This window comes from Pontixanthobacter rizhaonensis, from assembly GCF_012972675.1.
GTDB lineage: Bacteria > Pseudomonadota > Alphaproteobacteria > Sphingomonadales > Sphingomonadaceae > Pontixanthobacter > Pontixanthobacter rizhaonensis.
Window position 1 is genome coordinate 39,999 of the sequence record NZ_JABCRE010000003.1, and the last position, 13,186, is coordinate 53,184.

Below are 13,186 nucleotides of genomic sequence, written 5' to 3' on the forward strand. Positions count from 1 at the left end.
ACATTTGTATATACCAGTAATCTAGACCCATGACGCATACCTAAATTAGGACATCTGCAGACAGTGAACTCCCGCTACCCAAAATCATGGTAGAGATCGGCGAAAACCAGCATCGCCAGTGCCTTGGGACCCTTGGGGAACACATCGTAAAGATCGAGAAATTAGTGATGCACAATTCTCGTCGTGCCGAACGCAGGACTGACAGCTTGCATGAGCGCGATTTCAGAAGTTTTGTGCCGATCCGGACAACCTGCGGGATCAGTTTGTCGTGGTGGGGCTGTGGTACACTGGCTGAAACCACCACTGATCTACCGCAGGCGGTTTTCAATCGGCGCCGCCCATCTAGCTAGTCGATAGCAGTTGATAGCCAAATTGTTCAAACAGCTCAGTATGCGGCTTGAACACTTCGTTGAGCTGGCAGGCCTGATCAACGCCAAGCCGCTCGATCTGGGCTGTATTGAAATTGGTAACAGCCTGATCATACATACCCTTCACAGAAACTGCTTCGTGAAACGTGACATCGTGCAACTCTGGCAGAAAATCGGCTAATCGTTTCAGGATAGAATCTGGCCGATCGCACATATCCTCATATGTAAAGCAGATGCTTTTGCCAGCGAGGTTTTGAGCATTCTCAGCCTGTATCTGAAAACACGTGACTACATGTTCCGCTACCTCCCGAATCATTTCAGGGGTGCTTGACCGACGGCGCAAAATACCTTCCGCCATTGCATAGGGGTTGCGCACCATCACAATGAACTTCGTGCTTTCAAAATTTGCTGCAAGCAAATCCGGGATCAGCAGAAATGGCGGGGCTTTCGTTGCAAAGACAGTTGCGTTTGAATCGCGTGCCGTGGCTTGAAAGTACCATGCCCGTTTTGTCTTGCCCCAGTCGTAGTTCTTGTCGTCGCGAAACCATTCCAGCAGCTCAGCCTCACTGCCCCAAGTCAATGACCTTTCCGTTCCCCGCGAATTTGGCCCGACAAAACCGGGAACGTGCTGCCCCTCTTTTGGAAGCGACCAGACATTGCTTGATTGACCGATTGCGCCGATCAGAAAGGTTGAGCCGCTATTATTGGGGCAGAGCAAAAATAGATGCGTCTGGATCAGATTTCGCAGGTTATGCTCGGCGCCAAAATACACGGCCATGATCAAAGGCTTTCTGAATGAAATGGAGCTGACGCGCCGTTTAAATACGCCGTATAGATTAAAACCCGCACGACAAATAGCTTGCGCAGTTGCAGATCGCCACCGGCGCATCTGGCAGCGCGAAAGCGGATACTGCGGCATACGCGCAGCCAAATGACCCCGCTCAACCCGGTCGGATAACCGCCGACCGTCTTCGTTAGCCATCAACAGATACTTACAGACGAAATTCAGATGCTGGAGGACATCATAACGTATGACATTGAAAATCGCCTGACTTTACAAGGCGAAGAAAGTTGGGCGTCGCAGGACTGATCCCTAGTCACGATCTACGTATAAAAGTGATCGAGACCAGATTGACAGTGAGTATGTCAATCTACTCTGCCCAACTTTCAATCAGGCGCATTTGATCTGGGAGCGCCCTTGGCACTCAGGGCCCAATCCCCTGGTCCGACTTCAAACTTGATGTACTTTTCATCAGCACCGGCAAATTTTACCGTCGTTTTATCACGCGCTATTTCGTCAGAAGGTAATCCGCCAGACCAGATGACGCTGCCATTAGCCCTGACTTCTTCTATCTCGAAATGTTCTTTGGGTATTCCGACCATCGCTGTCGTGTCGTCAGGTGTATCCAGCGCCATGGTAATTTCCATATCGCTGCGACGCATTTCGAACGCAATGTCCCCCTTAACACTGGGAACCAGCTGCTTCACATATTTCAAATGCGCGAGATTGGGCATGATTTGATAGGTTTGCCACCCGATTGAAGTCGGTTCGATACCGGCAATATGCTGGCTCAGAACAGTGGCCGGGGCATTCCATGCATGATTTTCCGTGCCACCGCTCGGTAGATATTCCGCCAGCGTGGACAGCGCCGGATTATCGACCTGCTTTGCATAACGTTGTTTCATCCTGCTTATGGCGTCGTCATAGCGGCCCGCCTTTGCCATCGCCTGATATACCATCCATTCAAAATGGGGGCTGGCGAATTGATTAGGAACCAAAACGTTGTCGACGATCGCTTGATATTGGGCAGGTTCGGCCAAGCCGAACAGGATCGCAATTGCGTTGGCCCTGTCATCTTTTAGGGTTTCAGGATCGCTGCTGTAAAAACCGTCCTGCCAGAATTGGTCTTGATAAGCCCGCTTCAGCTCTTCGATCCGTCTGTCGTAAAACTCCAGATGCGTATTGTCGTTAAGCTCCAACGCCATCTTCCGCGCGGAGACTAAGGCGCTGTAATACAGCGCGTTCTGGATGGCATCGTAATCAATAGTGTCTTGCGGTCCCCAATCGGTCCAGCTCCACGCACCGTTCCTGAAAACAATCAATCCGTTCTCTTGGGTCTCCCAAAGCGCGAGGTATCGGTGCACATAGGGGTAGGCATAGCGAAGCGTTTCCAAGTCGCCAGTATTGTAATAATAATGCCAAACGCCCTGCTCGATAAATTGCAGGCTTTGTGCGGGAAGTTCCCGGAAGCGCCCAGGTCCAAGTCCGGCAAATTTACCGGATTCTGAATCACTGAAAGCCATGGTAACCGTGATAGCTTTTTTTAGCAGATCCCGGCCCGGCTGATCCATGACGTAGAATAGATAGCTCGCCTGGTCTGCGACATCACCGATCCACAGACCACGCTCTCTGTCCGGGGTGTCCATAAAGTTGTCGCGCGCGCAGATATACAAAGTGTTTTCCGACATTTGCCAGATGCGGGTCAGCCACGGATCATCACTTTCAAAATGCCCGCGCGGTTCGCCCACCCCGGTCCAACGATATTTCAGACCATGCACGGTCACCCCTGCCGGGATGGTGAATTCCAAAACCCTGGCGTTCATCCAAGAGTAGGATTCAAATTGCTGGCGGCCGCTCGTTGTGGTGTAAAAACTGTCAATCGTATTCCGCTTCATGTTGGAACGGATGGATATTTCCAGTCCTTCATCCGACTCTATGTCGAAATAAGGCGTGACGTTTTTGTTGAAATCCAGATTGCACTTGATCGTTTGGCCGTCGCTCACAAACGGGAAACGGGCCTCAGGATAATTTTCGCAATTCGCCAAGCCGAAATTATTCAATGGCGGCACGTCGCTCTTGAACAGGTTAAAGAAGGGGGCTCGTGGGGGTTTGCGCCCCCCTTTTGCTGCATCCCATGATGAATCATCATAACCGGCCCGATACCAAGCGCTATCACCCCAATCGCCCATCGATTTGCGGGCGTCATAATTTACGCTCCACGCAGCGACCCGAAATGGAGGCTTCTTCTCGGCCGGTTGATAGGCCGTGTGCGTTTTGGCTTTCCAGGACGCATCGGAAACGATCAGTTGGTCACCAACTTGGGCCTGAAACAGAAACCCTGGCTGGCCGGTTGAAATATGCGTGCCCTTTGTTCCATTATCACCATAGTACCAGGCAAGGACGGCAATCGTGTTCTCACCCTCTTTGAGGTAAGGAGCGATATCGATCTCGTCGTAATATTTATGTGAAGCGATCGGAAAGTTATCGACCCGCGGAGCTGGCTTTACCGGGCTTGGCCCACCGGTATAGCTTCCTTCGAATACCACCAGCTCGCCATTGATCCACAGCCAGTATTTCGTGTCAGCGCTGGCATAGGCAATCGCTTCGCCATCGATTTCGGAAAGCGTAATGTCTTTGCGCAAAGCGGCCCAGCTGTTGGGGATAGCGGCACCGTCTTTCGCCCAAATCCATTCGGCTTGCCACGTGACCGCATTGGCCACGGGCATACTCACAAAGAAAATTGCGACCATGATCGACGCCATCACCTTCGCGGCTTTCATGATCTTGCTGCAACTGTTGATGGCAAAAGAATATCGGCATTCAGCCAAGCACTGTTGTGTCAATTCTCAACTCCCCAATACTCTCCAGCGCCTTAGCACCTGGCCCGCAACATAAGCCTGACACCGCCGATGATCAGCCTTTGATCTCCGGCGAAGGCCCCGTTTTGTTATCTCTGCACTCGCCCTGATCCGTCTCCAGACATCAGCTTTTCAACCTCTGATACGGTGACACGGTTAAAGTCACCTATGATGGTGTGCTTAAGCGCGCTTGCGGCCACCGCAAATTCCAGACTCTGTTGGCGATCTTCATAGGCATTGAGGCCGTAGATCAACGCTGAGGCGAAACTGTCGCCCCCGCCGACACGGTCAACGATATCGGTCAGCTCATACTTCCGGGACAACATAAAGCCATCATCGCGGGTGCGCAGACAGGCCGACCAATTGTTGCGATCCGCGCTCAAACTTTCCCGCAGTGTGATCGCAATAGTGTGCATATCGGGATAGATATCGAGCACCTTTTGGCCCAGAGCCTCGTATTTGGCGGTATCAAGTTCACCGCTTTCCACATCAACGTCGACGGTTATGTCGAGCGACTTCTGGCAGTCCTCCTCATTGGCAATGCCAACATCGACATACTTGACCAACTCGCGCATCACTTCAGGCGCGCTCTTGCCATATTTCCATAGCTTGCCGCGGAAGTTAAAATCACAAGATACAGTGACGCCTGCCGCCTTGGCAGCCTTGACGCATTCCATAGAGAGATCTGCAGCAGACTGACTCAATGCAGGCGTAATGCCTGTAATATGCAGCCACTTTGCGCCTTCGAAGATTGTTGGCCAATCGAACTCGTCAGCGCTTGCATTACAGATAGAGGAGTTTGCCCGATCATAAACCACTTTGGACGGACGCTGGTTCGATCCGGTCTCCAAAAAGTAAATCCCGACCCTATCGCCCGAGCGGCTGACATACGCAGTATCCACCCCGAATTTGCGTAATTCCATGATCGCGTTCTCGCCAATGTCATTATCAGGCAGAGCGCTGACGAAGCCTGCATCCAGCCCATAATTGCTCAGCGCAACCGCGACATTGGCCTCGCCCCCGCCAAAGGTAGCCTCAAACTGCGGCGATTGGAAAAAGCGCTCATGGCCCGGCGTTTTGAGCCGCAGCATGATTTCGCCGAATGAAAGAAAATCAGTCATGGAACATTCCCTGAAATGACAGACGTTAAGGCAGTTTAATAGCACCCTTCACGCTGTTCGGACGTTGAAACAAAAAATCGGTGTGGGCAAAAGTGCTTTGCATTTTTGCAAAGGAGCCGGCTTTGTGGTCCCGCTCGGGAAACGGCCAGTCGGCAGGCTGTCGGGCATAACCGCTTAGAAAATTGCGCGCATCTGAAAGGCTGCGGCCATCATCAAGCTGCGCGCTCCACAGATCAATCTCTACGCATTCGCCAATAGTAGCCAAGCGGGCAGCTGCGCCAACGACATAGTTAGAGTAATGCCAGCTGCGGGTGCGCGTTAGCTCCTGATGAAAGCGCCCCTCGCTGTCCATTTGGACTTTCAGACGGTTTTCAGGGAAACCTTCAACAGTCCTTTTGGCGGCCTCTTCAATACCGGCAAAGATCGCAAAATGGGCGAGGTAGAAATCGTAGAAAACGCCATGATTATTGCGCTTTCGCTGTTCGGCCTTACCGATCTCGCTGGTCGTCATCCAGGCGGCGAAATCGGCATACCATTGGCGCACGGCATCATGTTCTGCGCGGCTTAAAGCAGGCGATTGCGCGAGCAGGCCGATGCTTTCCGCTGCGGTCGATAGGTCTGAGGATTCAATTATGCCTTCAGCGCGGCCGCTGACTTTACCCGGAATACCTTGGGCAAAATTCATATGCGGTGCCATGCGGGTCTTCGGATCAATGAACCAAACCCGGATCAAAGTCGCTGCATGATCGGCATAGCGTTCATCCGAAGTCAGAAAATATGCGAGCGACAAAGCTTTCAAATCGCGGCCCAAACTACGCAGGCGCATCTTGTCAAATTCCGGCCCGTTGCGCTGCGGATTGAATTCGCCATCGCGGCGGATGTAAGGCAAGCCGTCCGTCTTCGTGGGGTCTGGCCACCAATATGGCCCGATCGAAGTGTAGTCATTTGGCGTTGCCCCTGGAACAGATGCGACCTTGTCGGTTACGCTGTATGGGCCGTCTTCTAGTGACTTGTCAGCTTCAGCGATGATTGCCGCGCTTTGTGTGGGATTGTTTTTAATTGCTTCGAGCCATTGCGGCCGCCACAAGAAAGTCCGGCGTCCGCCAAAATCTGCGGTATAACCATCGCCGCCCCTGCAAGCCGGAGCTTGCTCGGCATCAGCTTGGTTCTGGCCAAGAGATTGAGCGAGAACGGGCGTGCTGTAAATTGCCGCGAACATTCCTGTAGAAAACAGAAAAGTTCCGAGGTAGCCGCGCACACGTTTCATACTGAAATTACCGCGCCAACCAGCCGCCATCAACGGCAAGGACATGCCCTTGCACATAGCGCGCAGCATCAGAAGCAAGGAATACCGCCGCCCCGCCAATATCGTCAGGCTCACCCCAACGCCCCGCCGGAATACGCTCTAGAATTTGCCGGTTGCGATCTGAATCAGCTTGCAACGCCGCAGTGTTGTTCGTGGCGATATAGCCCGGCGCGATCGCGTTTACATTGATACCCTTGGCAGCCCATTCATTGGCAAGCAGCTTGGTCAGGCCGCCAACGCCGCTCTTCGACGCAGTGTAGCTTGCCACACGAATACCGCCCTGAAATGTTAGCATAGAGGCGATGTTGATGATGCTCCCACCGCCATTTTCAGCCATCCGGCGGCCCGCTGCCTGACACAGAAAGAACAGCACTTTCAGATTGGTGTCCATCACAGCATCCCAATCATCCTCGGTGAAGTCGAGCGCATCGTTCCGACGAATGATCCCTGCGTTGTTCACCAGAATATCCAGGCGCCCAAATGCTTCGACCGTTTCGGACACGATCCGCTCACACGGCTCTGTGCTGGATAGATCAGCCATCACTACATGCGCGCGAACGCCTTGAGCCTCCACAAGCTGGCGCGTTTCAGAAGGATCTCGGCGCGCCGTCAAAACAATATCGGCACCAGCCTTCGCCAGCGCGACCGCAATGCCTTGACCGATACCGGTGTTGGCACCGGTCACCAGCGCGACTTTGCCGCTCAAATCAAACGGGTTTTGGGCCATCGAAGTGGTCTCCTATCTGGAAAGTAGGACGGTAATTATAGGCTGCGAAGGTAATCGCTAATCGCGTCGTCCTGAGAATTAGGATAAAAATATTCCGCGAACTTTTCACCCGCAATGGCGGACTTCAGCAGGTCCTGATCTACTGCTTTGAGCACAGACAGCATATCATGACAGGTAGCCGCCTTCAGATCCGCCAGAACCCCGCGGTTCTTTGCCATGATCTCGGCCCGCTCCGTGGGATAGCCTAAACCACCTTCTTCGCCGAACAGCTTGTGATAACAGTCTTTGAGGTTCAATTCAGCTGCCCAACCGAAGCCTTTCGCATATGGCATGGAGACCGCATTGCCATCATTGATGCGGTTAAAAAGGAAAGCGTCAGTCGGATCGATTACCAACCCGCAGAAAACGCCCGGCATGGAATTGCACGCCAGCATGGAACCCATGCCAGTGCCGCAACCAGTGATTACGAAATCAGCCGCCTTTGAATTGAGCAGTATCCCCGCCAGCAGTCCGTTCATGACATAAGTCAGTTGGGCATCATCTTCGGCCGTATACATGCCATAGTTGAACACTTGATGCCCCATCGGCTCCACTACAGAAGTCAGCGCATCAGAAATTATGCTGTTTTTCGCCGCTTGGCTATTTTCACTGATCAATGCAATTTTCATCGGGAAACATCCTCTGAGTCGAAGGGTAAAATTTAGAGCCAGGTCGGCCAGCTTCTTTGGCTATTAGGTAACCGGTGTCATTAGAAATGGCAAGACCTGTTCGTATGCATAGGAATGCTTGTGCAACAATCATATTTGGGCACAAAAAGCTCACCCCTCATCAGCCAAAGCAATGAACGGCATGACGCTAATTGACTTGCAAATCCCAGACGGATGCTCCGCCCCATCTGCGACAGTTTGCGACAATCTGCGACGATTTAGACCTTCTCAATACTGCTCATTTGTGATCAAGTAGCGAGCGAGAAAGAGGATGACATGACTGAAGGTAAATGGAGTATCACCCTTAGGCGGTTCGGCTATGGCGGCAAACCTTCAGAAAGACATGCCGGATCGCCGAAATCTTGGTTGATGCATCAAATCAACAATTACGATCCTTCCCCGGAATCACTTCGCCAGCTGCCCGGAACCAATCAGATTGCACAGCAATTTGGCGAGTATCGCCAACTGCGCAATGGTGACCAAGAAGTAAGGCGCACAGCAAGGCGCGCATTGCGCCGCCATGTGCAAAATGCGATTGGTGCGCGCATCGCGACAGCAATAGAAACTCCAGATCATTTCTCCGAACGGCTTGTCCATTTTTGGGCCAACCATTTCGCTATATCTACCGAGAAAAGGGGCGCTGGCCCATTAGCAGGTAGCTTTGAATTTGAAGCAATAAGACCGCATATATTTGGGAAATTCTCAGCCATGCTGTCAGCGGCGGAATCGCATCCGGCAATGTTGCTTTATCTGGATCAAGCTCAGTCGATTGGACCTAACAGTCGCAGAGGATTGCGGGCAGCACAGCGAGGTCGGCGAAGAGCCGGCTTGAACGAAAATCTCGCTCGTGAAATTCTCGAATTGCATACTCTGGGCGTTCGGTCAGGCTACACTCAACAAGATGTCACCGAATTCGCCAAAGCGCTCACCGGGCATACGGTTCCGGCGATAAGGGGAAATCGGCGCGATCGCCAAAATCGCAACGGCGATATGGCTTACAGATTTGAAGAGGCCTTGCACGAGCCTGGAACTAAGACCGTGTTGGGTAAAAAATACGGCCCGAGTGGCGCGCGTGAAGCAGCACAAATTCTATCTGATCTGGCCGTCAATCCAGCGACAGCCAGACACGTGGTGACCAAGTTTGCGCGGCACTTCACGTCCGATGATCCTCCTCCGGCTTTGGTTAGCCGATTGGAGAATGACTTTCTTTCGACTGGTGGCGATCTCAGATCGTTAACGCTGGCCTTGGTGAATTCTCCGGAAGTCTGGGCGGAGGAGCGCAACAAGTTTCTCACACCATGGGAATGGTCGATTATGTCGGCACGCGCGATCCAGCCTAGCGTCTTACAGCCGCGCCAAATCCGCCGGATGATGATCAATCTGGGCCAAGATCTATGGAAACCTGGTTCGCCTGCTGGATTTGATGATGCGGCAAGTCAATGGGCTGCACCGGAGTCTTTGCACCGCCGGGTAGAGGCTGCCCAAACACTCGGGCAGAGAGGCGCGCGTCATGATGCCCGTGCCTTGGGGCCCGAGCTCTATTCAGGCATTTGGAGCGAACACAGCGCGTTGGCGGTGGCGCGCGCAGAAAGTCCGGCACAGGCTATGGCCCTGCTGCTGGCCAGCCCGGAGGCTATGTGGCGATGATATTGAACAGACGGACTTTACTCGGCGTTTCGGCAGCAACGCTCGGCGCGGCGGCACTACCCAAAGTGTCATTTGCCGCTTCAGGGTCTGGTAAAAAGCGACTGGTTTTTGTTTTGCAAAGAGGGGCTGCGGACGGCTTGGGCATTGTGGCTCCGGTTGGCGATCCGGATTACGCCAGATTGCGTGGCGCTTTGGCTGAAGACTATGCCGAAGCACCCCGGATCAGCGGCCTGTTTGCCTTGCATCCTTCTTTGACCAAGTCGGCTGAAATGTTTGCCAAGGGCGAGATGATGGCGGTTCATGCCGTCGCTTCGTACTATCGCGACCGCTCACATTTCGATGGCCAGAACGTATTGGAGAGCGGCGGCACGCGCCCATACGAACGTAAAGACGGTTGGCTCAATCGGTTGGTGGGTCTGATCCCGGCAACCGATGCCTCTGGCATTGCGATATCGCAAACCATCCCGCTGGCATTACAAGGCCCGAATAAATCGAGTTCCTACGCTCCATCGCGCCTCCCCGATGCGGCGGACGATTATATGAAGCGGATCGGTAACCTCTACATGAACGATCCAAAACTTCATATGCTGTGGGAAGAAAGCATAGCCACACGCCAATTGGCCGAAGGCATGGATGGCAGCGCCAACATGCGACAGGCGGCCGACGTGGCAGCACTTACCTCTCGTATGCTTTCGGCCGAAGACGGTGCGCGTATCGCCATGATCGAAACCAGCGGTTGGGACACCCATTTTGGACAACGCCAGCGTCTTGGGCGCGAATTGAGCCGGCTTGATACCCTGATTGCGTCTCTCAAAGATGGACTTGGCCCTCTATGGAATGACACGATGGTGATAGTCGCAACCGAATTCGGACGCACCGCAGCAATCAACGGGACCAATGGAACTGACCACGGTACAGCGTCTGCAGCCCTATTATACGGAGGTTCGCTAAGCGGAGGTACCGTCTTGGGGGATTGGCCCGGATTGCGACAAGGCGACCTGTATCAAAATCGCGATCTCAAGCCCACAGCCTCCCTCGAGAATGTAATCGCGTCCAGCGTAGCGAGCCATTTTGCGCTGGATCCCGAGATAACCAGACGTACCCTCTATCCCAGCCAATAGCAGATCATTGGCCGGGCAATTGGTCGTAGACTAGCCGGAATCCAACATTCGACGCGCCCAGACCCGGATCGCGTCCCTGACGGCTTTCTGGCCGATAACGCTGACAATAATTGGGTGCGCACAGATAGCTACCGCCCTTCATAACCCGGCTTGGCATTCCCGGATTAAGCGGGTCGTAAGCCGCGTTCTCGCTCGGACCGCGCGGATTATCTTTATCAGAGGGATCATGGCCGGGCCGGAAATAGTCACCGGTAACTTCCCAAACATTGCCAACCATATCGTATAGCCCGAAGGCATTCGGTTCAAAACATCCAACCGGAGCGATCCCTGCAAATCCATCTTGGGCAGAGTTCACAACAGGGAATACCCCCTGCCAGCTATTGGCACGTTTCGGTGCTGGTTGTTCGGTATATTTTTCAGCCCCCGCGCTGGCTGCAAACTCCCATTCAGCCTCGGTCGGGATGCGGCCACCTTTCCATTTGCCATACGCGATCATGTCTTCCCAAGCGAGATGGACGACGGGCTGATCTGGCGCGGCATCAGGTCCATCGGGACCATAGGGTTTTTGCCACTTTGCTCCAGGCAAATACTCCCACCAATCATTATATCTTTGCGAAGGCCGCGCTGGCGGTGTGAACACAGCAGAACCCGGTTCCAACATGAAGGCCGGAATTTGCTCCGCAGGGACACCCAACTGCTCAGGATCGACCGGTTTTTCGGCAATTGTCACGTAACCTGTCGCCGCAACGAATTCAGCAAATTGCCGGTTTGTTACCTCGTGCGGGTCAATCCAAAATCCGTCGACGCGCGTGACCCGTTCCGGCCCCTCCTCCGCATAGACCGCAGCGCTACCCATAGTGAAGGTTCCGCCGTCAATCCGCACAGGCGCGTCCGGCGGTGTCGTGCATGTAGTGGTAGCGGCAAAATCTAGCGCAGAATCTGGCGAGGACTGTGCCCCGTCCTCCCGCTCCACTTGGTCGCACGCCGATAGCACGAAACCAGCACTGACGAGCGTCATACCGATCAAAAAGGAACGATTACCACCAACCCGTGTTGTCCAACGTCTACCCGCCAACTGCTTCGTCCTATGGTTTGGTCTGGTCCGTTTCCATCTTGAGCCTTTGCACTGGCCCGCTCTCGCCAAGAAGATACATATTCCGGCGATCTGTGCCACGTAATCTTTCAGCGACCATAATCTGAGCATCAGGATGGGCATTGCGAATGAAGCTGCTGATCGCAAAGCTTGGGCTTGATCGGCGGAGCAATTCGCGGGTCTTGGTGAAAGATTCGCCGCCATCCGCGCTTGCCCACCAGCTCACTGTGCCATCCCCTTCTACGTTTTGGCTTGCGAGTACGAAGCGAACATCTTCGGGATCACCTGCGACGATTGCACCGTTGGAAATAGGCAAAATGCTTGGTTTGCCACCGACCCATTCGCTACCTGTCCAGCGATAGTGGCGCATTTCTTTGGGGCCGCCCGTCTTGGAGACACCCAGATCGGGACCCATAGTGATTCCGATATGGGGATAGCCTTTATTATCTAGCGTTACCGGGCCATTGAACGACCATAACTCGCCTGATCGCGCCACCAATGTCTTGTCTTCTGCCACCTCGCGAGTCAGCGGCATGGGCAGTGTTTCACCTTCTATGTTGCGCCATGTATTGTCGCCGGTGTCGAACACCATGTAGAAAATGTCTTGGCGATTGGCAGTATGGCCGCGTTCATCCGGTGCACCATCATTGTCCCAGCACAAATGGTAATCAAAGTTGACGATGATCTCGTCACCCACGCCTTTGGTGACATAGGGATACCAACTATCCACCGCAGCCAGATCATCGCGGCGTTTGTGTTTCAAAAACGACACCGGATCCCCAAAGCTGCGGCCATTATCGGTAGATTTGTGATACACCCAATCGCTTCGGTGAGCGCCGTGGCGGTAGAACAGATAGATATCGCCATTATCCATCTTCACAACTTGATTGTAAGTCCCAAAGGGAGGGATCGTATCAAGCTCTTCCCATTCGGTGATATCTAGCGGACGCTTGGATACGACGTGTTTGTTTTCGCCGTAGTGATGATTGCCGAGCGGGTTCTCGCCGTGCAAATTACGCAGGCCGCCATGACCGCCAAAGAACACATGGATGTAACCGGCATTATCGATAATCATGGTGGGCTTGCCATGATTATCGATCTTTCTGCGGCGACTAGGATCCTTGCCCATGATGCTGACCCCGGCCTTGAACGGACCAAACCACTCACCGGTGCGGTGATCATAGGACACCACATAGGGGTCTTCCTGCGGCCCCTGATAGCTAAGATAAGTGCTGCCATTGTGATGTTCGCCAGCGGGATGCTGGATCACCGCCACTGCATTGCCCAGCCCGTTTTCAGCAAAATGATCGGTCATTTGCACTGATGGCGGATTGGTCGCAGCTGTCGCCTCATCAGACGTTTGTGTGGCGGTACAGGCCGACAACACCAGCAGCGAAGTCGCTATCGCGCCTGCGGAAAACACTCGTCTATTCATTTGGCGTTCCTACAATCGCTGT

The 13,186-nt window shown here is 53.5% G+C and carries 11 protein-coding genes; 3 read left to right on the forward strand and 8 right to left on the reverse strand.

Going from position 1 to position 13,186, the window contains the following annotated elements; all coding sequences use genetic code 11:
* The first annotated feature begins 167 nt into the window (after positions 1–167).
* On the forward strand, positions 168–350 hold the full coding sequence (locus HKD42_RS07960) for a hypothetical protein (RefSeq protein WP_170012271.1): 183 nt from the start codon (positions 168–170) through the stop codon (positions 348–350).
* On the opposite strand, the gene HKD42_RS07965 is transcribed toward HKD42_RS07960, so the two are convergent.
* From HKD42_RS07965 to HKD42_RS07990, 6 genes are all read right to left on the reverse strand, one after another.
* Entirely contained in the window at positions 343–1,146 is an 804-nt protein-coding gene (locus tag HKD42_RS07965; protein WP_170012273.1) for a sulfotransferase, read from the reverse strand. The genes HKD42_RS07960 and HKD42_RS07965 overlap by 8 nt on opposite strands.
* A gap of 389 nt (positions 1,147–1,535) precedes the next feature.
* Entirely contained in the window at positions 1,536–3,929 is a 2,394-nt protein-coding gene (locus HKD42_RS07970) for an alpha-L-rhamnosidase-related protein (protein ID WP_211483567.1), read from the reverse strand.
* Positions 3,930–4,096: 167 nt separating this feature from the next.
* Positions 4,097–5,128: a sugar kinase gene (locus tag HKD42_RS07975; protein ID WP_170012275.1), complete on the reverse strand. Its 1,032-nt coding sequence runs from the start codon at positions 5,126–5,128 to the stop codon at positions 4,097–4,099.
* A 25-nt stretch (positions 5,129–5,153) separates the two neighbouring features.
* A complete protein-coding gene (locus tag HKD42_RS07980; RefSeq protein ID WP_170012277.1) occupies positions 5,154–6,395 on the reverse strand; it encodes an alginate lyase family protein in 1,242 nt (413 codons plus the stop codon).
* Positions 6,396–6,402: 7 nt separating this feature from the next.
* A complete protein-coding gene (gene kduD / locus HKD42_RS07985; protein ID WP_170012279.1) occupies positions 6,403–7,161 on the reverse strand; it encodes a 2-dehydro-3-deoxy-D-gluconate 5-dehydrogenase KduD in 759 nt (252 codons plus the stop codon).
* Between the two features lie 35 nt (positions 7,162–7,196).
* Positions 7,197–7,829: an RpiB/LacA/LacB family sugar-phosphate isomerase gene (locus HKD42_RS07990; protein ID WP_170012281.1), complete on the reverse strand. Its 633-nt coding sequence runs from the start codon at positions 7,827–7,829 to the stop codon at positions 7,197–7,199.
* Between the two features lie 315 nt (positions 7,830–8,144).
* Here HKD42_RS07990 and HKD42_RS07995 point away from each other — a divergent pair, with 315 nt between their 5' ends.
* The gene (locus tag HKD42_RS07995) at positions 8,145–9,515 is read left to right on the forward strand and encodes a DUF1800 domain-containing protein (RefSeq protein ID WP_170012283.1); all 1,371 of its coding nucleotides are present in this window, start codon (positions 8,145–8,147) and stop codon (positions 9,513–9,515) included.
* Positions 9,512–10,636, forward strand: a complete 1,125-nt coding sequence (locus HKD42_RS08000; protein WP_170012285.1) for a DUF1501 domain-containing protein — start codon at positions 9,512–9,514, stop codon at positions 10,634–10,636. The genes HKD42_RS07995 and HKD42_RS08000 overlap by 4 nt, the downstream gene beginning before the upstream one ends.
* Before the next feature lie 4 nt (positions 10,637–10,640).
* Here the strand turns inward: HKD42_RS08000 and HKD42_RS08005 are convergent, their stop codons facing one another.
* Positions 10,641–11,654: a formylglycine-generating enzyme family protein gene (locus HKD42_RS08005; protein WP_170012287.1), complete on the reverse strand. Its 1,014-nt coding sequence runs from the start codon at positions 11,652–11,654 to the stop codon at positions 10,641–10,643.
* 67 nt (positions 11,655–11,721) lie between these two features.
* A complete protein-coding gene (locus HKD42_RS08010; protein WP_170012289.1) occupies positions 11,722–13,164 on the reverse strand; it encodes a BNR-4 repeat-containing protein in 1,443 nt (480 codons plus the stop codon).
* Between the last annotated feature and the right edge of the window lie 22 nt (positions 13,165–13,186).